Below are 20,479 nucleotides of genomic sequence, written 5' to 3'. Positions count from 1 at the left end.
GTCGAACCGCCCTGGGCCTCATTGGGCCCGCTTGAGTCGGGCCGGGGCCAGGGACCAGAGGAGCAGTGCGACCAGCGCCAGGGTGGCCCCCACCAGGCCGGTCGAGGCCCAGCCCAGCCCGGCCGAGACCGCCAGCCCTCCGCACCAGGGGCCCAGTGCGTTGGCGACGTTGAAGGCGGCCTGGTTGGCGGCCGATGCCAGCCCCTGCGCGCCGCGCGCGACGTCGAGCAGATGGATCTGCAGGATCGGGACCAGGGTCCCCATCGTGCCCACCAGCACGATTCCGGGGATGACCGAAAGCGGGGACCTGACTGCCAGGGCATAGATCAGCATGGCCGCGATCGCGCCTATCAGGCTCATCGTCGCCGCGCGGCTGCCGTGTCTGTCGAACATCCAGCCGCCAAGCTGGGCGCCGATCATCGAGCCGGCACCGAAGGCGGCGATGCCGAACGGAATCCAATGGTCGGAAACCCCGGTGACTTGGAGCATCGTCGGCGCCATATAGCCGAAGACGCAGAACATCCCGGCGAATCCCACCGCACCGATGCACAGGGTCAGCCAAACCGCGGGCCTGTTGAAGTCGCGCATTTCCGCCAGCGCACCGGCCTGCGGCCGCTGCTGGCCGTCGCGCGGGAGCGCCCAGGCCAGCAGCGCAATCGTGATGAGCGCGCCGCCAGCGACCATGTAGAACGCATAGCGCCAACTCAGCGCCTGGCCGATGGCCACCGCCAGCGGATTGCCGACGAGCAGCGCCAGGGTGATGCCCAGCATCACGCGTGCCACGGCGGCACCGCGCTGCTGGGGACGGCTGACGGAGGCTGCCACCAGCGCCGCCAGGCCGAAGAAGGCGCCGTGCGGAAGTCCGGAGACAAAGCGGAAGAACACCATCCAGCGATAGCTGGGCGAAAGGCCGCTGAGCAGGTTGGCCGCCGCATAGGCCGCCATGAGCACGATCAGCATCGTCTTGCGACTGACCCGGCCTGCGATCAGCGCCAGCGTCGGCGCACCGACGACGACGCCGAGGGCATAGATGCTGATCAGGTGGCCGACCGTCTGCTCGGCGATGCCGAACTCGCGCGCGACATTCGGCATCAGCCCCATGATGGCGAACTCGCTGATGCCGATCACGAAGCCGCCGACGGCAAGTGCGGAGATGATTGCCGCATATTTACCGTGGCCAGGGACGGCGGAATCGCCGTTTGTATTGGAAGTGGGAGCTGGAGGGAACTGCGATTGCAAGGACAACGTCCTCACCGAAAAAGGGGCGCAGGCGGCTAGGCGCAACGCTCGTTGCGACGTGGCAGCACCCGTCCTTGGTGGTGCATTCACGTCCCGATAAAACTGTCGCGTTACCGCAGTTGTTTGATCAGGGGGAGCTCATGTCGCGGCGGAGGGGCGGCTTTCCTGTGCACCAACGCGGGCAGCCGCGAAAATGGGGGGGCGAAGCGAATTCCGGCAGCAGGCACGTCGCCTGATAGCGGCGGTTGAACGCGGCTAACCTTCCAGGGGGCGGACGAGTTGCATCTGTGCCGTCAATCGAAGCGATCAAAGCCTGCGAAAGGCTTCATGTAGACGGCGCCGAAGGCATCCAGCCGCTTGCGGATCTCGGCGTCGGGCTCACCGTAGACGGTCAGACGTGCGAATTGCACGTGCTCGACGAACGGCTGCGCAAACGGTGCGAAGGTGATGTCGACGTGGGGCACCACGGCTGCGGCATGGTAACGCTCGACGATATGGGCCACCGTTCCATCGTCGCTGAAGCTGTACTCGTACAAGAGCGTCCCCGGGTCGGCCTGGGTGGCGGCGACGGCTCTGCTGACGATGTCCTTGAAGCCTTCCAGCTTGCCAGGGAGGATGTTGAGTTCGAATACGCAGGTGATTTGGTCTTTCACGTCGATGGATCCAGCTGAGCGCCGTGCCAGGCACGCATGGTCACTGGCAGAGCGAAGGCAACATAAAGGGGTAGAGCGGCCAGGCGCGCCTACTTGGAGAATTCGGGCTCGCCGCCTTCGACTGGGATCGACAGCGGCGTGTCCTTCGTTCCCGCATAGGTCACGATGACCTCGGCGGGCGCTTCCTCGGTCAGTCCTCGATGGACGACACCAACGGCTTCGGGGAACGCTTGGCCTGCATTGATCCGGTACTTCTTGCCCGTGGCCTGATCCTCGATCAGCATGTGTCCAGAGACCACGTAGGCAGCATTCGGCACCACGTGCGTATGCCAGGGCAAGGTGGCATGCGCGGGGAACTTGATCCGCAATACGGTCAGTTGCGGGCGCCCTTGTGGATAGCTGGCATAAGGCGCGCCGGTGATGCCCTTATCCGATTGGATGAGCTGCTCCGACTGGGGTTTGGCGTTTTCCGCCATGGCCGACGGTGCGACAACCATGCTGACGGCGCCCAGCATCGCCAGCGAGTTAAAAATTTTCACGGCAGATCCCTGCTTTAATTAAAGTGTGCAGGTACGGTATGACCCGGTGGCCTGAAGATAAACAGCAGAGCCAACCCATGACTTGAAACGAAACGACTGCAATAAAGGGCGCAAAAGCGTGCGCGCTCAGCCGAAAGCCTCTACTGCGAAGTCCAGGAAGCTGCGCAGCTTCGGTGTGATGCGCCTATCAGGCGCATAGAGCACGTGGAGGGGCCGCGTAGGGACCCTGTAATCAGGCAGCAGTTCGATGAGCCGACCGTCCGCCAGCGCCTCGCGCACCAGCTCCAACGGCTGCAGCAGGACGCCCAGCTCTGCCAGCGCTGCGCACAGTAGCGGTTCGCCATGGTCGACCATGAGGCGGCTGGCAATAGGAATACTGACGTGACCATCAGGACCGTCGAAGGCCCAATGGGTACGCAGCTCGGTATGCGAAAAGCCGAGGCAATCGTGCTGTTGCAGATCCCACGGCGTTACCAATGGCGCATGTGACGCCAGGTAACCCGGCGACGCGCATAGCACTAGCCGATAAGGCGCCAGTTGCCGGGCGATCAAGCCGCTGTCGGACAGGGTGCCGACCCGGAACACGGCGTCGTATCCCTCGTCGATCAGGTCGACCGCACGGTTGCTGAGCGTCAGGTCCACCTCGACCTGCGGGTGCATCTTCATGTAATCGGGCAGGCGAGTCGCCAGCGTACGCATGCCGAAACTGACCGGTGCATTGATGCGCAGCTTGCCGATCGGCAGCGCCCGGGTCTCTGCGGCCAGATTTTCGGCGGCATCCACCTCGGCAAGGATGATGCGCGCGCGTTCGTAGAACGTGCGGCCAAAGTCGGTGAGGCTTTGACGACGGGTCGTCCGCGACAGCAGGCGCACGCCCAGGCGCGATTCCAGCCCCTGCACATGCTTGCCTACCAGTTGCGACGACATCTGCAGGGACGCACCGGCTGCGCTGAACGAGCCCAAGTCCACGGCTTTGACGAAGACAGCAAGACTGGTCAGGCGATCCATTGGAAAAAAAAAGTTTCAAATGATGGTGCATCTTAGTCATTTATCGCGTTGTTGGTCAGGGTCACGATAGCGCTCCATATTTGTCGGAGGACGTATGAAGTACGCCGTCATCGGAACCGGCAGCATCGGAACCGCCTACGCCCATGTCATGGCCGACGCCGGATTGGAGGTGGTCATTGGTGACCACCAGCCAGAAATGGCTGCAGCGCTCGCCAGGCAGATCGGTCGTGAGAGCGAGGGGGGTGGCATCGCCGCAGCGGTGAAAATTGCCGATCTGGTGCTGCTCGCGCTGCCGTATCCGGCGACCATCGCGGCGCTTGCCAACCTCGGCGACTTGGCCGGCAAGGTTCTCGTTGATCTCTGCAACCCGATCAGCTCCGACAGCCAGGATCTGCTGATTGGCTTGACCGACTCGGCGGCCGAGGCGTTGCAGGCGGCCAAGCCACGGGCCTTCGTAGTCAAGGCCTTCAACACGATAGCCGCGCAGTTGGTTCCTGTACCGGCGCGCAGTAGCAGGAAGCTGCAGGTCTTCGTCGCCGCCGACAATCCCGGCGCCAGGGCGGAGGTTCAGCACCTGGCGTCGCTGCTGGGATTTCTCCCTGTCAACGCCGGCGGGCTGCGCAACAGCCGGCTGCTGGAGTCGATAGGGCTGCTGAACGTTCAGCTTGGACATGTGCTGGATGGCGGGACGGGCTCCGCCCCGGTGTGGACCAGCGCCTTGCCAATTCCTCGATCTTATTCATCAACTCGCATAGAGGTATCACCACCATGAATCGACCGCTACTTGCCGGTGTCTGCGCGGCAGTGCTCGCCTTTGCATGCGGCAGCGCGTCCGCCGCGCCGGCATTGCAGGTCCTCGGCAAGGACTACACGTTCCCGAACCAGCTCGACGGCGTGCCGCACAAGCTGTCCGATTTCCCCGGCCTGCAGATCAACGACTTCACAACATCCGACGGCGTCAGAATCAATTATTGGGAGGCGGGCAGCGGCAAGCCGCTGATATTCATTCCCGGTTGGTCTGCGAATGGTGCCGAGTACATCAACGTGATGTACCTGCTAAGCAAGCATTACCATGTTTACGTGATCGATCCTCGCAACCAGGGGCTTTCGCAACGGGCGGAATACGGCGGCCGGATCTCCCGTTTCGCGATGGACCTCAAGGAGTTGTCCGACCACCTCCATTTGAAGAAAGCAGATTACGCCGGCTGGTCGATGGGTGCTTCTGTGCTGTGGAGCTACATCGACCTGTTCGGTACCGGCAGCATCCGCAAGGCCGTGTTCGTCGACGAGCCGATTTCAATCTATTCGCATGCCGATTGGTCCGAACAGCAGCGCCTTGAGGCCGGTGGCACCACTACCGACCCGGAGCGTATGGTGGCGGGCTTCACCACAGGCGCTCCGCTCAACAGTCTGGTCACCGACCTGCGCCCCTGGGAGCGCGCGATGGCCAAGGATTCGCCTTATTACGTCAATTCCGAGGGGTTCTCCGCCGCTTTTATCAAGAATGATCCACAGGCGATCAGCAGGGTGCTGTTCGACCACGTCACCAACGACTGGCGTGACGTGATCCAGCACAAGATCGATGTGCCGGTGGCAATCTTTTCAGGCGAATACAGCAACAATTTGCCGAGCCAGCGCTGGATGCATGGTGTCATCCCGGGTTCGGAGTTGTTCGTCTATACCAAGGAAGAGCAGGGCGATCACTTCTTGATGTTCAAGAATCCCATCAAGTTCACTCAGGATCTGAGTGCATTCCTGGATCGCTGACATCCCTGGCCGGACGCGCCGCTGTGGTGCGTCCGGCCGAAAGAGTGCAGCCGGGTGCCAACTGGGTGCGCCATCTGCAGGTCCTTCCACCCAGTCAAAAGGAGTCATGTCATGCCCGTCGCACGTATCACCTGGTTTGAAGGCAAGGACCACAAGGCCAAGGCCGCTGTGGCCGCCGATGTCACAGAAAGCATCGTCAAGCACACCGGTACCGATCCGAGGTACATCTACGTAATCTTCGAAGACGTCAAGCCGTCCGACTGGGCGGGCGAGGGTAAGCTGTTCGGCGGCGAGCCCGGCTGATCGGTTACGGCCCCGCAACGGTGCGGGGCTCGGCGTTGGGGCGCCCGGTGTATCAAGCGCCGGGCATCCTCCTGGCAAGTCCCACGGGCACCGGGTGGCCACGGCTGGAGAGGAACTGCGCCAGTACGGTTTTTAGTGCGTCCATTTCCGCCGACTGATCGTCGTCGCGTTGGTACAGCCCGCGCTGCAATGGCGCTCCGGAGTACGTCCGGCTGGTTGCCATCGCCGGCGCGGCGCTGCTGGTGCTGCTGATCTACCAGCAAACCATCCATGGGAAGCCGAACGCCGAGGCATGAGGCGCGGCGACAAACTTGATCACGGCGGCTACGCGTCCGTGTACATTCTCTGCGACATCCGGATCGTAGACCTTTGACCATGGCCACCCGCCACCCCATCGCCGATGTCGACCCCGCCCTGGTGCAGGTACAGCAAGATGCCGGCCCGGATGAGGGCGCGGTGCTGCTACGGATCGGATCGGCAACCAGCGAATTGCTGGTCGGTTGCCGGGGGCGTGTCGAGGGAAGATTGCTGCAGGTTGGTGTCCAGACTTTGATCGATGGCTGCTTCAACGGAACGTTTCCGAACGCATCGGCACTGGAAGTGGCGATCGCCACCGTCGAGGACGAGGTCATGAAGGACTGGGGACTGCCGCCCCTGGCCGACCACCTGTTGTATGCCGATGAAGCGCTTTTGGAGGTGGTGCTGGCATCGGGGTTCCGGATGGTGGCGGGCCGGGTCGAACTGGATCTGCAGGCCGTGGAAGGGTTGTTCGGACGCCTGGCCGCCGTCAGCTACGGCAGTACCGCCCGCCAGCAGGGCCTGCCACACGACGCCGATTTTGCGGCAAGGCTATTGATCCTGCGCGAGATCCTTCACCACATGCGGTTCATCGGCGTTGCGCTGTCGTGCTAACCGGCATTACACGCCACCTCGTCCCGCTGCTATGCCGACCGCTGTGGGCGCGGCGGGTCCGTTGACGCTGCCGGACATCTAGGTGCCGGTGTCCGCCGTAGGGGGAGCTTCACGTTTTTCCAGCGACGGCAATGTGGCAACCGCGGCGTGCAGCTCGTCGAACACTGCGCGGATCCGCGCCGGCACCGGCCCACGCTGGGGGCGGTAGACATACAACCCCCAGGCCGCCGGCTCCACGTCCCGCAAGACCCGTACCAGCCGGCCCTCGGCGATGTAGGGGACGGCCATGTAATCGGCGAGCTGGCCAAAGGCGATGCCGGCCAGCACGGCGCCCATTTCCATATCCGCGTCATCGGCAGTGAAGGCCGGGGAGGTCGGGCTCCACTGTCGCCCAGCCTTGAAGTACCAAGGCCACGGACGCCCGGTGTTGATGTCCAGCGAGGCGGTGATGGGCAACGCGCCCAGCGCATCGATATCGGCCGGTTCGCCGAGGCGCGCGAGCAGCTCCGGCGCTGCCACCGTGTACAGCGACATGTTGGCGGCCTGGCGCGCGACGAAGCGGCTGTCGTGCATGAAGCCGACCCGCACGCCCACATCGATGCCCTCGTCGACCGCATCGCTGATTCGGTCCGAAAGCCGCACATCCAGGGTGATCGCGGGGTGGCGTCGGGCGACGCGCTGCAGCGCCGGCAGCACTGCCCGCGTGCCGAGGCTGTGCGGTGCGCTGACCCGGACGATGCCGGTGACCGCTTCGTCACGGTCGGGGCGGCTTGGCTGCCAGAGCTGCTCGAACTGATCGAGGGTCGGCCGGATCCGCTTCAGCAGCGCTTCGCCGAACGCGGTGATCCGCACCTGGCGCGTACTGCGGTGGAACAGTACTTCGTCATAGTGCTTCTCCAGGACCTTGATGGCCCGAGTCACGCCCTGCGGCGAGGAGCCCAGCCGGACCGCCGCATCGCGGAAGCTGGTCGACTCAGCGGCGCTGCGGAAGATGCGCAGCAGTTCGAGCTCATTTTGCATGGGCGGACCGGGGAGTGGTTCTAAGGAGTTCCATTTTGTGGAATTTTGAAATCTAGTTAATTCCATATGCGAGCACTTTCCGATTCCGGATACTGGCACCCGTTCCGATCGCCCCCATGTCGTCAGCCCACGCGCCCGCGACGGACGCTTCAACGACTTCGATCCAGACACTCTGGATCCTACAGGCCCAGCACCCCCCACAGGAGATGGCTAATGAAATCACGTGCCGCAGTTGCGTTTGGACCGGGCGAGCCGCTCAAGATCGTCGAGATCGACGTCGCCCCGCCGAGGAAGGGCGAAGTGCTGGTGAAGATCACCAGCACCGGCGTTTGCCATACCGATGCGTTCACCCTGTCAGGTGACGACCCGGAAGGTCTCTTTCCGGTCGTGCTCGGCCATGAAGGTGCCGGCGTGGTGGTCGAGGTCGGCGAGGATGTCACCTCGGTCAAGCCTGGCGACCATGTCATCCCGCTGTACACCGCCGAGTGCGGCGAGTGCGAGTTCTGCAAGTCCGGCAAGACCAACCTGTGCGTGGCGGTGCGCGCCACCCAGGGGAAGGGCCTGATGCCGGACGGCACCACGCGCTTCTCCTACAACGGCGAGCCGATCTACCACTACATGGGCTGCTCGACGTTCAGTGAGTACACCGTGGTGGCCGAGGTTTCGCTGGCCAAGATCAACCCGGAAGCGAATCCGGAGCATGTCTGCCTACTCGGCTGCGGCGTGACGACCGGCATTGGCGCGGTGCACAACACCGCCAAGGTGCAGGAAGGCGACTCGGTCGCAGTGTTCGGCCTTGGCGGCATCGGCCTGGCGGTGATCCAGGGCGCGCGCCAGGCCAAGGCAGGCCGCATCATCGCCGTAGACACCAACCCGGCCAAGTTCGAACTCGCCAAGCAGTTCGGCGCAACCGACTTCGTTAACCCAAAGGACTTCGACAAGCCGATCCAGCAAGTGATCATCGAGATGACGGGCTGGGGCGTGGACCATTCGTTCGAGTGCATCGGCAACGTCAACGTGATGCGCGCGGCGCTGGAATGCGCGCACCGCGGCTGGGGCCAGAGCGTGGTGATCGGCGTCGCCAGCGCCGGCCAGGAGATCTCCACCCGTCCGTTCCAGCTGGTCACCGGCCGTCGCTGGATCGGTAGCGCATTCGGTGGAGTCAAGGGCCGCACCCAGCTGCCGGGCATGGTGGAAGACGCCATGCGCGGCGAGATCGATCTGGCGCCGTTCGTCACCCACACCATGGGGCTGGAAGCCATCAACGAAGCGTTCGAACTGATGCACGAAGGCAAGTCGATCCGCTCCGTTATCAATTACTGAATCCCGTACAGCTTTCGCCTGCCCCCCGGGGGCTGAAGCAACCCACAGCGAGGAAATAAACATGGCTACATCCATCCATCCGTCCGTCGACACCGGCGTTGTTGCAGGTCGCTCCGGTTTCAACGGTGGAACGCTCCGCTGCCTGTGCGCGCAGGACGCCGTCGAGGTCAAGGTCGACACCAACGTCGCCCACAACCATGTCTGTGGCTGCACCAAGTGCTGGAAGCCTGAAGGAGCGGTGTTCTCGCTGGTCGGCGTGGTGGCACGCGACAAGGTGAGCGTCACCGCGAACGCCGACAAGCTGGAAATCGTCGACGAGACCGCGACCATCCAGCGTCATCGCTGCAACGCCTGCGGCGTGCACATGTACGGCCGCATCGAAAATACCGAGCACGCGTTTCATGGCCTGGACTTCATCCACGTCGAGCGCTCGACCGAGGATGGCTGGGAGGAGCCGCGCTTTGCCGCATTCGTTTCGTCGATCATTGAGGGCGGCGGCGCCCGCCCGGAGCAGATGGATGGCATACGTGCCCGCCTCGACGAGCTCGGCCTGCCACCGTACGACGTGCTCAACCCGCCGCTGATGGATACGTTGTCCGCGCATACCGCGCGTCGTAACGGCGTCCTTGTCTAAGCGCGCGAGTCCCCCGCGGCAGCGTGATGCCGTCGCGGGATATTCTGCGGCAATCGCCAGTACCAGGTAGCCGTGCAATCCATGCGTGCATTCAAAGCAGAGGATGAAAAGGACCGTAATCGGCAACTCGATCGGGTGTACGCAAGCAGTCGTCAACATCCACGCGGGCTCGTCCAGCAGCGCGGTTAAGAACGCGGTCGTATCGAGTGGCATCGTGATGGCTGCGGAGATTGTTGGCGCCGTCGAGCTGGACTCGATGGCGCTGCTCGCTGGCAGCGGGCCATGAGCTCTCACATCTTCGTACTCGGTTTAGCACTATGCGCACAGACCTTTTGCGCAACGCCACGCCGAGGACCCGCAGTTCAGTTTCGGCACCTGGAAGGGCGCCTGTGGTGGGACCGCCACCATAGGCCGCCGTCGTGGTGCCAGGGCTCAGTCTTCCGGGCAACTCATGCCTGTCGGCGAGCCGGCCTGGATGATGCGCGCATATGTCTTTGCGCTTTCCTTGGAGATCCGCGCCTGGGAATCGAAATCGACGTAAATCATGCCGAAGCGGCTGCCGTAGCCGGACAGCCATTCGAGGTTGTCGTGGCTCGACCAGACGTGATAGCCGCGTACGTCCGCGCCCTTGGCCATTGCCTTTTGCATCGCGGCGACGTGGTCGACGATGTAACGACAGCGGCGGACATCGTTGATCACGCCGTTCTTCAGAACATCGTCGCCGGGAAATCCCGCGCCATTCTCGGTGATGTAGACCGCCGGATTCGCGTACTCGATGCGTATGCGGTCGAGCACGGCGGTGAATTGGTCCGGGCGTACCGGGCCATTGAAGGCGGCGTCGGTTAACGGCGGGATGAAGCTCTCCGCGCCGTATCCCTGCGTACCGGCGCGCTGCCGCACGAACAGCGGCGCGTAATAGTTGATGCCCAGGAAGTCGAGCCCAGCTGCGGTCACCTGCGCGGCATCGCCGGGATGCACGTCGATGTCGAGCTTCATGTCCGAGGCCAGCTTGAGGACGTCGGCGGGATAGGCTCCCTTGTACAGGCCGTCGAGAAACCAGCGGTTGACGATACCATCGGCCAAGGTAGCGGCTTGCGCATCGGCTCGGGTCGCGCCCTTGTCGGTGAGGATCGGAAACAGCGGTAGCGCAACGCCTAGCCTGCCATGGTAGCCGGCCTGGTTGAACTCGCCCTTGGCCGCGGCCGCGGCCAGCAGGATGTGGTTGAAGCGACGGAGCGACACCTGCAGGTGGTCAGCGTCCGGCACGAGCAGAAACGGCCCCGGCCTGCCGGCCAAGCGCTCGGCGACCGTATTAGTGTAGGCGCTCTCGACCAGTGGCTCGTTGACGAGTACGTAGAGGTTGACCTTGTCGTGGAAGTTGTCGAAGACCACCTTGGCATAGTGCGCATACCAGTCGATTGACTCCCGATTGTCCCAGCCGCCGGCCTTGGCTAGCGACTCGGGCATGTCCCAGTGGTAAAGGGTCAGCATGGGTTCGATGCCTGCTGCGCGCAGGTCATCGATGAAACGTCGATAGTGCGCGACAGCCCGCATGTTCACCTTGCCGGTGCCATCGGGAATGATGCGCGGCCAAGCGACGGAAAACCGGTAGCTGGTCAGGCCCATCCTCCTGAATAGCTCGATGTCCTTCAGGTATTGGCGGCGATCGTAGAAGTTGATCGCGGTCCTGCCTGAGGCGTTGTTCTGGCCGAGATGTTCATCATCCAGGTAGACGTCCCATATCGACTTGCCGCGGCCTTCGGCCGACGTGGCGCCTTCGACCTGGAACGCGGCCGATGAGGCGCCCCAGAGGAAGGGCGCGCTGCCTGGGTGCTCGGCGTCGCCGGTGTGTTCGGCCGCTGCCGCCGGACCGGCGGTACTCGCTGCCAGCCCTGAGGTGGCAATGATGCCGGCGGCTAGGAGAATCATGTTTCGCATGAGGTGGTCTGTCCTTGTCCGATTCTAGTCGGTCTTCTCAACACGGGGAGCGATGATTGCTGCATGCGTGCCGCTCAGACGACAAGTCGCATCTGGGAACATCGCTTGGCGCAACATCCCGGCATGCGTGGTGGCCTGGTGCTGGGTGCTGGCTCAGAACAGCGTCAACTGCACGCCGCCTTCGATCACGCCCTCGTAGAACGCGCGCTTTTCCGGCGTGAGCATCGGCGCCATGTGCGAGTCCGTCCCGATCACCATCATCGAAGGCGCTGAGTCCCGATAGGCCTGCCACTTTAGAAGGTCGCCGCCATTGGGGTCGCCGTGCTTGACGAAATTGATCCAATAGCTGGACATCTGCGCAGACAATGCCTTGTCGTTGGCGGCGAAGTCGCGGCCAGGCGATCGATCGAGCGTTGCCAACGCGTAGGGGACTTCCGAAGTGTGAAAGCTCCGCCATGGGCCGGAACCCGGCTCGACGTGGTTGAACAGATACATGAAGATCGGGTGCTGGCTGGTCGCGGCGCGTCGGCGGGTCCAGGCCCACGTGGAGGCCAGGCCACGCTCGCGCCGGATCAGGCGATCCAGGTCCTTGAGGTCGCCAGGCTGGTCGACGAGATAGACTGCCTTGGCCTTCGCCGCCATCGGGCCGAACAGCTGGTCGATGTCCGATTGCAGTTTTTCGGGGGTGTCGACAGGCAGGCTGAAGGCCTCGTCGGCGTTCATGCCCGCCAGGATCGGCGTATCGAGATAGGTGTCAGCGGCGCTGCCGTAGGGATCGACCGGGATGAAGCCGCCATCGATCACCGGCGCGAACCGCAGCATGCTCGCGGCCGGGCCGAGCCTCTTCTCGGCGTCCACTAGCTTCTGCGCCGGAAGTGCGCGCAGCTGCTCAATGCTGGTGACACCGGCGGCCGCGGCCAGCCGCACGCCCACGTCTTCGGCCTGCTTCAACGGCTCGGGCGGACGCCCCATGCCCGGACCGCTTTCGGAGATCACCCGCGCAAACAGGCCTTTCGCGGCCGGACTCACCATCAGGTCGTGGATGGCCATGGAGCCGGCCGACTGGCCGGCGAGAGTGATCTGCTCGGGATCACCACCCAGCGCCGCAGCATTGTCGCGTACCCACTTCAGTGCGGCCACGATGTCGCCAAGGCCATAGTTGCCGGAGCCGATGCCCTCCTGCGACAGTGCGGGATGGGCGAGAAAGCCGAACATGCCGACGCGATAGTTGATGTTGACAAAGATGACGCCCTTGGCCGCCACCGCTGCGCCATCATAGATCGGCACCGCGCCGGATCCGGAGCTGAAGCCGCCACCATGGATCCAGACCATGATCGGCAGCTTGCCGGCCTGGGGCCGGGAGGGACGCCATACATTGAGGTAGAGGCAATCCTCGCTGACCTTGCCGCTCACCTGGTACTCGGAACTCCACGGCCCGAAGCCACCGGAAATTTCCTGCTGGCAGCTGGCGCCGAAGCGCGTGGCCGCGCGGACGCCTTTCCATGCGGGTGCCGGCGCAGGCATGCGCCAGCGATTGGCGCCCACCGGCGGAGCGGCGTAAGGGACGCCCAGATAGGCGTCGACTCCGTTGGAGCGTGTCCCGTGCAACGCCCCCTGCGCCACGTGCAGTGTCGCCGCATGGGACGCGTGCGCACCAAGCAGCGCGCACAGGAAAAGCAGCATCGACGCTGCGAGCCGTGTTGCCGTCATGGGTCATCTCTGTTCGGCTGGCGGTGAATCACAGGAATCCGGCCTCGCAGCCGGAGTCTTGCAATGGATTACCAAGGCAGCGTCTTGCCCAGATGGGTGAAGGTGCCGGTCGGGCCGTCCGCGTCCAACAGGGCCATGTCTACGCTGCTCTTGGCGCCGGTGGGGATGTCGATCTCGCCCTGGCCGCCGTTCATGTCTGTCTGCACGTAGCCCGGGTGCACCGCATTGACCTTGATCGGGGTGTCGCGCAGCTCGTAGGCTAAGTGCACGGTCCAGGCGTTGACCACGCTCTTGGACGCGTTGTAGGCCGGGATCTTGAAGTTGTAGATGCCCGAGGCCGGATCGGTATGCAGTCCAAACGAGCCGAGCTGGCTGGACAGATTGACGATGCGCGCCGCCGGGGCGGCCCTGAGCAGCGGCAGAAATGCCTGGGTCACTTCGACCACGGCGAATACGTTTGTGTCGAAGGTTTCCCGCCAGCAGGCCAAGGTCTGCTGAGACGGCGCCTTGTCCGGGGCATCGAGCAATACGCCGGCATTGTTCACCAGGATGTCGAGCTTGCCGAAGCGCGCGGTGACGGCGGCGACGGCGGACTGGATGCTTGCGGTCTGGGTGACGTCGAGTGCGATCGGCTCGACCGACAGGCCTTCTGCCTTCAGCGTGTCCGCGGCGGTGGCGGCGCGTTCCAGGCTGCGTCCGGCTAGCAGAACCAGGACACCGGCCTGGGCGAGCTGGCGGCTGGTTTCCAGGCCGATGCCGCGGGTGGCGCCGGTGACCAGCGCGATCTTCTGATGGGTTGTCATCGCAATTCCTGTCTAAGAGGGTGTGCACGTCCCCGGCAACTGCGCTTGGGTCGAACGACCAGTGCTACGGGGAACAGCGTCAGGCGTGAGCCAAGCGCCTCACTGTAGGGCAGCGGTCCTCCCGAATAAATTGCCGTGACCCTCAGGAGCTGAAACCGCCCGTTTGCAATTGCAGTGTTGAGCGAGGGTCTGCTTCCCGCAGCGTGGGGCCTGCCCAGATTCTCTCCGAGGCCGGGCCAAGCGGCCGCTTTCTACTGCTGTCCCAGGATCGGCTTTCCGAGGCAACACTAGAAATCCGGGATGACGTTGTAGGCGGGCTCGAGCCAGTCGGGACGTTCCTGGTAGAGCGATCGGGTCACATCCTTGATGACCGCGATGACCGGATCCTCGTCGCGGCTGCGGTAGTTCATAACGATGGGACTCATCGCGTCGGCGTCCGCCACCGGCCGGTAGACCAGCGACGGCCTCAGGTGGCGGGCGGTGGCTGGGATCAGGCAGGCGCCGCTGCCCGCGGTGACGAGAGCCAGGGCCGTTTGCAGCTCCTTGACCTCGTGCACTTCCTGGGGACGCGCGCCATGTTCGCGCAGCAGCGACAGCACCTGGTCGGCGTAACTCGGTCGTGGCTGGCTTGGATAGACGATGATGTCCGAGCCATCCAGCTCCAGCAGCCGGACCGGCCCGGATTTCCGTGCGAGCCGGTGCTCCGGGGGCAGGGCCAGGAACAGCCGCTCCTGACGCAGGACGACTCGCGTCACCGATGCATCGCCGGTGATGATCCTTCCGAAGCCCACGTCGATGATCCCGCGGCGCAGCGCATCCTGCTGCTCCACCGAGGTCATCTCTAGCCAGCGCACTTCCACGTCCTCGCGTCGTTCCATGAGCCGTCTCATGACGGTTGGCAAGCCGCCGTAGAGGGCGGAGGCGACGAAGCCGACATTGAAGATGCGCTTGCCACCCAGTCCCAGGCGCCGGGCAGTCTGTTCCATCTGTTCGACCCGGTCCAGCACGGCCAGCGCATCCTCGTAGAAACGCCGGCCCGCCTCGGTCAACCGGATGGGGCGGCTGTCTCGCTGGAACAGGCGGGCACCCAGCCGTTCCTCCAGCTGCTGAATCTGCTTGCTCAGCGACGGCTGGGTCATGTGCAGCAGCCCGGCCGCCTGGGTGAAGTTGCGCGTCTTCGCCACGGCCACGAACTTCTTGATCTGTCGGATGTCGATGCTCATCGGTTCAGCGTGGCACTAGTCGATAAAGTGAATGTTGCAGCGCAACAAATATATTAAATCAATGGGATGTGGGCATTTAATAGCCTGGAAGGCATGGTATCAGGGCGTATCTTATCTTGGACAGCGGGGTGGTGCAGGCGCAACTATCCGATTCCATCTGCAAGCGCGCCTGCGCATAGACAGGCGCGGACTGCGGCTCCAACCCGAATTAAGTCCCTGGGAGTGCATCGGAAATGTCACAGCTGAGCGAAAACAATCTCTCCTCGACCGTGGCGGTCGTACGCGAGGCCGGCGCGGCGCTGAGCATCGAGCAGGCCGAAGTGCTGGTCCCCGGTCCGAGGGAGGTACTGGTGCGTGTCGTGGCATCGGGCGTGTGCCATACCGACATGGTCTTCCGCGACCAGTTCTTCCCGTCTCCGCTGCCGATCGTGCTCGGCCACGAGGGCGCCGGCGTGGTCGAAGCGGTCGGAGCGGACGTCACCGCCGTCGCTCCCGGCGACCATGTCGTGATGACCTACATGTCGTGCGGTCTGTGCGCGCCCTGCGAGACGGGGCATCCGGCGCACTGCTCCAACATGGCCGCGCTCAACTTCGGCGGCGGCCGTAGCGATGGCAGCACCGGCCTGCGCGATGCCCAGGGCCACGTCCTGCACGACCACTTCTTCGGGCAGTCGTCCTTCTCGAACTATTCGATCGCCAACGAGCGCAACGTCGTCAAGGTGCACAAGGACGCGCCGCTGGAGCTGCTGGGCCCGCTTGGCTGCGGCATCCAGACCGGCGCCGGCGCGGTGCTGAAGGCGTTAGCCGTGCGGGCGGGCAACAGTTTCGCCGCCTTCGGCACCGGCGCGGTGGGACTGGCGGCGATCATGGCGGCGCGCGTGGCCGGCGCCACCACGATCATCGCCGTGGACGTGGTTCCGCAACGGCTGGAACTGGCCCTGGAGTTGGGCGCCACGCACGCGATCAACAGCCGCGAGCAGGATCCGGTCGAGGCGATCCGCCAGATCACCGGCGGCGGCTGCGACTTCAGCCTGGAATGCTCGGGCCGCGCCGAGGTACTGCGGCAGGCCATCGACGCCGTGGGGATCCTCGGCACCTGCGGCATCGTCGGCGCGACCAAGATGGGCACCGAAGCCGCCTTCAACGTCAACGACGTGATGATCCCGGGCAAGCGCGTCATGGGCATCGTGCAGGGCGACGTGGTCGCCACCACCTTCATCCCGGTCCTGGTCGACCTCTACATGCAGGGGCGCTTCCCGTTCGACAGGCTCTGTCGCTTTTACGCGTTCGACCAGGTCAACGAGGCGATGGAGGACAGCGAGAGCGGACGGACCATCAAGCCGATCCTGCGCATCTCTGCAGTCTGATCCGCATTTCCGCCTCGTTGCCGCACTGAAAGGTGAGCCAGGACTTATGAACATTGAACTCGTCATCGACAACCGCAAGCAGGCCGGCGCCTCCGGCCAGTCGTACCAGCGCCTCAATCCGCTGTCCCAGCAGGTGGTCTCCACCGCCAGCGCCGCCACGGCCGAGGATGCGGTCCGGGCGGCCGACTCCAGCGCCCGGGCCTTCGCCGCGTGGTCGAAGGTCGGACCGGGCGAGCGCCGCCGGCTGCTGCTCGCCGCCGCCAATGCGCTCGAGGCGAAGACCGACGAACTGTGCCGGGTCATGGCACAGGAAATCGGCGCCTCGGCGCTGTGGGCCGGTTTCAACGTGGCCGCCTCGGTCGCGCTGATCCGCGAGGCCGCCGGCCTCACCACCCAGGCCAAGGGCGAGACGATTCCGACCGACCGACCCGGCACGCTGTCCATGACCCTGCGCCAACCGGTCGGTGCCGTGCTCAGCATCGTGCCCTGGAACGGCCCGGTGATCCTCGGCGCGCGCGCCATCGCCTATCCGCTGGCCTTCGGCAACACGGTGATCCTGAAAGGGTCCGAGCAGAGCCCGGCCACGCATGCGCTGTTGGCCGAGGCGTTCTACGAGGCGGGGCTGCCGAAGGGCGTGCTCAACTTCCTCACCACCACGCCCGAGCATGCGGCCGAAGTTACCAATGCGCTGATCGCGCACAAGGCGGTACGCCGCGTGAACTTCACCGGCTCGACCAAGGTGGGCCGGGTGATCGCCGAGGAATGCGCCAGGCACTTCAAGCGCTGCCTGCTGGAGCTCGGCGGCAAGGCGCCATTCGTGGTGCTCGACGATGCGGATATCGACGGTGCGGTCAATGCCGCAGTGTTCGGCGCCTTCCTCTACCAGGGCCAGATCTGCATGTCCACCGAGCGTTTCGTGGTGGACGAGGCGGTCGCCGACGGCTTTGTCGAGAAGTTTGCCGCGCGCGCGCGCGCGCTGCCGGCACGCGATCCCGCCCAGGATCCGGGTTGCGTGGTGGGGCCGATGATCCATCCATCGTCTGCCGAGCGGATCAACCGAATGCTCGACGATGCCGTGGGCAAGGGCGCCCGGATCGTGGCGGGAGGACGTGCCGAGGGCGCGGTCATGCCCGCCACCATCGTCGATGGCGTACGTCCGGGCATGGACATCTACGACGAGGAAACCTTCGCCCCGGTCACCACCATCGTGCGCGTGCGCGGCGCCGAGGAGGCAGTGCGCATTGCCAACGACACTGCCTACGGCCTGTCGGCGGCGGTCTTCGGCCGGGACGTGTCGCGGGCCCTGCAGGTCGCCGCGAGCATCGATTCGGGCAGTGTCCACGTCAACGGTGCCACCGTGCAGAACGAGCCGCAAGCCCCATACGGCGGCATGAAGAACAGTGGCTACGGGCGCTTCGATGGTTCGGCGGTGATCGAGGAATTCACCGAGATCAAGTGGGTCACGATCGAGCCGTCGGATCAGCCCTATCCCTTCTGAGCGGTACGCGCCGTCACTGCGGTGCGCGTCCCCGCATAGGGAGATGCGTTCGCGGCGCTGTTCAATCTCCCGCGCTGGCGTCAGCGCCCACCCTTTGATCGAGGTCGTCCGATGAAGCATGCATCCTGTTTGATGGCGGGCGCACTCCTGGCCGCGGGATTCGCGGCGCAGGCCAAGGAGGGCGGCGACCAATATCCGAACGGCGTCGAAAACTGGGCCGCTGGCGCCTTGCCGCCGCCCGGTGACTATTTCTTGAACTATTTCGGCTATTGGAGCGGCGAGCTTCGCGACGGCAGCGGCGGCAAGGTCGATTTCGGCGGCGGTTCGCGCGCCACGTTGAACGCGACCTACGATGCCATGCGCTGGGTGCACGTCACCCGGCGGAAGATCCTCGGCGCCGACTATGCATTCCACGTCATCGTGCCGGTGGTGAACCTGTCCATCGACCATCCGGGACTGGGCGGGCGCGACAGCCGCCTGGGCATCGGCGACATCACCGTCGATCCGTTAGTGCTCGGGTGGCACCGTGGCGACTGGCACACCACGGTCGGCATCGATGTGATGTTGCCCACGGGGCACTACGACCAGGACGATCCGCGCGTGAGCATCGGCGCCAACTACGTCTCCTTCGAACAGGTGCTGGCCATGTCCTGGCTGCCCACCAGCGGTTGGGAGGCCTCCGCCAAGGTCATGTACAACCTCAAGACCGAGAACGACGACACCCGCTACCGGTCCGGCGACGAGCTCCATGTGGACTGGCTGCTGGGCCGGACCGCGGGCCGGTGGGGCCTGGGCCTGGCGGGGTATTACCTGAAGCAGACCAGCAGCGACGAAATCGACGGCGCCAGGGTTGCGGCCCTGCCCGGCGTCTGGAGTGCGGGCCGCCGTGGCGAGGTGTTCGCCTATGGTCCCAGCGTCAAGTACGCCACCGCCAGCGGGGTCGTGTTAATAGGCCAGTGGGCCCGCGAGTCGGGCGTCCGCAACCGTTTCGGCGGAGACAAGTTCCTTTTCAAAGCCATCGTTCCCTTCTGAGCATGACATTTCCCATGAAGGCATTTCCGGGCGCGGACAGCGCCCCCTCCATACGCATCGAGCGCATCGAGACCATCCTGGTCGACCTGCCCACCATCCGGCCGCACAAGCTCGCCGTGGCGACCATGGACGGCCAGACCCTGATGCTGGTGCGCATCCATTGCAGCGACGGCATCGTCGGCATCGGCGAAGGCGCCACCATCGGCGGGATGGCCTACGGTCCGGAGAGCCCCGAGGCGATGAAGCTGGCCATCGACCGCTATTTCGCGCCGGCCATGGTCGGCCGGGACCCGACCCGGGTGCAGGCGCTGATGGCCCATCTGGGCAAGCTCGTCAAGGCCAGCCACTTCAGCAAGAGTGCTCTGGAAACCGCCCTGCTGGATGCGCACGGCAAGCGCCTGGGCGTGTCGGTCGGCGAACTGCTGGGCGGCCGCCGCCGCGACCGCCTGCCGGTGGCGTGGACCTTGGCCTCGGGCGATACCAGCAAGGACATCGCCGAGGCTGAAGCGATGCTCGACGCGCGCCGGCACCGGATCTTCAAGCTGAAGATCGGTGCGCGCGCTGTCGAGGAGGACATCCGGCACGTGGCGCGGATCAAGAAGGTCCTGGGCGACCGCGCTGCGGTGCGGGTGGACGTCAACATGGCCTGGAGCGAGACCCAGGCGGCCCGGGCGATCCCTGCGCTGGCGGAGGCCGGCTGCGAACTGGTCGAGCAGCCGGTGGCCTCAGTGGCCGCGCTGGCGCGGTTGATGCGGCGCTTCCCGGTTGCACTGATGGCCGACGAGGTGCTGCAGGGACCGGAGAGCGCGTTTGAGATCGCCAGGCAGCAGGGCGCGGACGTGTTCGCGATCAAGATCGAACAAGCCGGGGGACTGTTCGCCGCGCAGCGGATGGCCGCGATCGCCGACGCGGCCGGCATCGAGCTGTACGGCGGCACCATGCTCGAAGGTGCGTTCTCCACCATCGCCAGCGCCCACCTGTTCTCGACCTTCCAGAATCTGCAGTGGGGCACCGAGTTGTTCGGGCCGCTGCTGCTCACCGAGGAAATCCTTGCCGCGCCGCTGGAATACCGCGACTTCGAGCTGGCCGTGCCCGAAGGCGCCGGTCTCGGCATCGCGCTGGACGAGGACAAGGTCAGGCGCTTTTCCCGCGATGGCCTGGACCGATCCCGATAGCACGCACAGAGGAGTACGACATGCTGTTTCAAGTACGGATGGACGTCAGCATCCCGCAGGGTCTGGACCCGCAGGTCCGGGCCGAGACGCTGGCCAAGGAGAGGGCGTATTCGCAGGAACTCCAACGCAAGGGCAAGTGGCGGCACATCTGGCGCATCGCTGGCGAGTACGCCAACTACAGCGTCTTCGACGTCGACAGCAACGAAGAACTGCACGAGATCCTGTTCGGCCTGCCGCTTTTCCCTTACATGCGGATCACGGTGACGCCGCTGCTGCGGCATCCCTCCTCGATCCGCGACGACGATACCTGAAGCAGGCCAGCGGCCGTCGGCTCC

Annotated in this window: 20 protein-coding genes; 11 read left to right on the top strand and 9 right to left on the bottom strand. The window is 64.7% G+C overall.

What is annotated here, in order from left to right:
* Nucleotides 1-18: 18 nt before the first annotated feature.
* The 4 genes from H7A87_RS17890 to H7A87_RS17875 form a co-directional block, all read right to left on the bottom strand.
* The gene (locus H7A87_RS17890) at nucleotides 19-1,239 is read right to left on the bottom strand and encodes an MFS transporter (protein ID WP_232087882.1); all 1,221 of its coding nucleotides are present in this window, start codon (nucleotides 1,237-1,239) and stop codon (nucleotides 19-21) included.
* 293 nt (nucleotides 1,240-1,532) lie between these two features.
* Nucleotides 1,533-1,892, bottom strand: a complete 360-nt coding sequence (locus H7A87_RS17885) for a hypothetical protein (RefSeq protein ID WP_016901165.1) — start codon at nucleotides 1,890-1,892, stop codon at nucleotides 1,533-1,535.
* A gap of 89 nt (nucleotides 1,893-1,981) precedes the next feature.
* Nucleotides 1,982-2,431 carry a cupin domain-containing protein gene (locus H7A87_RS17880; RefSeq protein ID WP_232087881.1) on the bottom strand — a complete coding sequence of 150 codons (450 nt, stop codon included), beginning with the start codon at nucleotides 2,429-2,431 and terminating at the stop codon, nucleotides 1,982-1,984.
* A gap of 126 nt (nucleotides 2,432-2,557) precedes the next feature.
* Complete coding sequence (locus tag H7A87_RS17875) at nucleotides 2,558-3,439, bottom strand: LysR family transcriptional regulator (protein ID WP_102597112.1); 882 nt, start codon at nucleotides 3,437-3,439, stop codon at nucleotides 2,558-2,560.
* Nucleotides 3,440-3,533: 94 nt separating this feature from the next.
* Here H7A87_RS17875 and H7A87_RS17870 point away from each other — a divergent pair, with 94 nt between their 5' ends.
* From H7A87_RS17870 to H7A87_RS17855, 4 genes are all read left to right on the top strand, one after another.
* Entirely contained in the window at nucleotides 3,534-4,211 is a 678-nt protein-coding gene (locus tag H7A87_RS17870) for an NAD(P)-binding domain-containing protein (protein ID WP_119128168.1), read from the top strand.
* A complete protein-coding gene (locus tag H7A87_RS17865) occupies nucleotides 4,208-5,206 on the top strand; it encodes an alpha/beta hydrolase (RefSeq protein WP_119128169.1) in 999 nt (332 codons plus the stop codon). Before H7A87_RS17870 ends, H7A87_RS17865 begins: the two co-directional genes overlap by 4 nt.
* 111 nt (nucleotides 5,207-5,317) lie before the next feature.
* Nucleotides 5,318-5,509: a tautomerase family protein gene (locus H7A87_RS17860; protein ID WP_119128170.1), complete on the top strand. Its 192-nt coding sequence runs from the start codon at nucleotides 5,318-5,320 to the stop codon at nucleotides 5,507-5,509.
* Between the two features lie 369 nt (nucleotides 5,510-5,878).
* On the top strand, nucleotides 5,879-6,421 hold the full coding sequence (locus H7A87_RS17855) for a hypothetical protein (RefSeq protein ID WP_147421075.1): 543 nt from the start codon (nucleotides 5,879-5,881) through the stop codon (nucleotides 6,419-6,421).
* A gap of 78 nt (nucleotides 6,422-6,499) precedes the next feature.
* On the opposite strand, the gene H7A87_RS17850 is transcribed toward H7A87_RS17855, so the two are convergent.
* Complete coding sequence (locus H7A87_RS17850) at nucleotides 6,500-7,441, bottom strand: LysR family transcriptional regulator (protein WP_119128172.1); 942 nt, start codon at nucleotides 7,439-7,441, stop codon at nucleotides 6,500-6,502.
* 213 nt (nucleotides 7,442-7,654) lie between these two features.
* Here H7A87_RS17850 and H7A87_RS17845 point away from each other — a divergent pair, with 213 nt between their 5' ends.
* Together H7A87_RS17845 and gfa are read left to right on the top strand one after the other, a co-directional pair.
* On the top strand, nucleotides 7,655-8,764 hold the full coding sequence (locus H7A87_RS17845) for an S-(hydroxymethyl)glutathione dehydrogenase/class III alcohol dehydrogenase (RefSeq protein WP_119128173.1): 1,110 nt from the start codon (nucleotides 7,655-7,657) through the stop codon (nucleotides 8,762-8,764).
* 61 nt (nucleotides 8,765-8,825) lie between these two features.
* Complete coding sequence (gene gfa, locus H7A87_RS17840) at nucleotides 8,826-9,398, top strand: S-(hydroxymethyl)glutathione synthase (RefSeq protein WP_119128174.1); 573 nt, start codon at nucleotides 8,826-8,828, stop codon at nucleotides 9,396-9,398.
* A gap of 432 nt (nucleotides 9,399-9,830) precedes the next feature.
* Here gfa and H7A87_RS17835 read toward each other — a convergent pair whose 3' ends face one another.
* The 4 genes from H7A87_RS17835 to H7A87_RS17820 all read right to left on the bottom strand — a co-directional run bounded on the left by H7A87_RS17835 (nucleotide 9,831) and on the right by H7A87_RS17820 (nucleotide 15,072).
* Entirely contained in the window at nucleotides 9,831-11,336 is a 1,506-nt protein-coding gene (locus H7A87_RS17835) for a family 1 glycosylhydrolase (RefSeq protein ID WP_197942521.1), read from the bottom strand.
* A gap of 153 nt (nucleotides 11,337-11,489) precedes the next feature.
* The gene (locus H7A87_RS17830; RefSeq protein ID WP_180496788.1) at nucleotides 11,490-13,019 is read right to left on the bottom strand and encodes a carboxylesterase family protein; all 1,530 of its coding nucleotides are present in this window, start codon (nucleotides 13,017-13,019) and stop codon (nucleotides 11,490-11,492) included.
* A 95-nt stretch (nucleotides 13,020-13,114) separates the two neighbouring features.
* Nucleotides 13,115-13,849, bottom strand: a complete 735-nt coding sequence (locus H7A87_RS17825) for an SDR family oxidoreductase (RefSeq protein ID WP_119128178.1) — start codon at nucleotides 13,847-13,849, stop codon at nucleotides 13,115-13,117.
* Between the two features lie 287 nt (nucleotides 13,850-14,136).
* Nucleotides 14,137-15,072: a LysR family transcriptional regulator gene (locus tag H7A87_RS17820; protein ID WP_232087880.1), complete on the bottom strand. Its 936-nt coding sequence runs from the start codon at nucleotides 15,070-15,072 to the stop codon at nucleotides 14,137-14,139.
* 233 nt (nucleotides 15,073-15,305) lie between these two features.
* On the opposite strand from H7A87_RS17820, the gene H7A87_RS17815 reads away from it, so the two are divergent.
* The 5 genes from H7A87_RS17815 (at nucleotide 15,306) to catC (ending at nucleotide 20,455) form a co-directional block, all read left to right on the top strand.
* The gene (locus tag H7A87_RS17815; protein ID WP_119128179.1) at nucleotides 15,306-16,439 is read left to right on the top strand and encodes an NAD(P)-dependent alcohol dehydrogenase; all 1,134 of its coding nucleotides are present in this window, start codon (nucleotides 15,306-15,308) and stop codon (nucleotides 16,437-16,439) included.
* 46 nt (nucleotides 16,440-16,485) lie between these two features.
* Nucleotides 16,486-17,937, top strand: coding sequence for an aldehyde dehydrogenase (locus H7A87_RS17810; protein ID WP_119128180.1), 1,452 nt, complete (start codon nucleotides 16,486-16,488; stop codon nucleotides 17,935-17,937).
* A gap of 111 nt (nucleotides 17,938-18,048) precedes the next feature.
* On the top strand, nucleotides 18,049-18,969 hold the full coding sequence (locus H7A87_RS17805; RefSeq protein WP_119128181.1) for a transporter: 921 nt from the start codon (nucleotides 18,049-18,051) through the stop codon (nucleotides 18,967-18,969).
* Nucleotides 18,894-20,144: a muconate/chloromuconate family cycloisomerase gene (locus H7A87_RS17800; RefSeq protein WP_280518826.1), complete on the top strand. Its 1,251-nt coding sequence runs from the start codon at nucleotides 18,894-18,896 to the stop codon at nucleotides 20,142-20,144. Before H7A87_RS17805 ends, H7A87_RS17800 begins: the two co-directional genes overlap by 76 nt.
* Before the next feature lie 20 nt (nucleotides 20,145-20,164).
* Entirely contained in the window at nucleotides 20,165-20,455 is a 291-nt protein-coding gene (gene catC / locus H7A87_RS17795; RefSeq protein ID WP_119128183.1) for a muconolactone Delta-isomerase, read from the top strand.
* The last annotated feature ends 24 nt before the right edge of the window (nucleotides 20,456-20,479 follow it).

The sequence above is a fragment of the Xanthomonas sp. CPBF 426 genome (assembly GCF_903989465.1).
Lineage (GTDB): Bacteria > Pseudomonadota > Gammaproteobacteria > Xanthomonadales > Xanthomonadaceae > Xanthomonas > Xanthomonas euroxanthea.
Note: the sequence above shows the minus strand (reverse complement) of the source record. Positions and strands in the feature narration are given on the sequence as shown.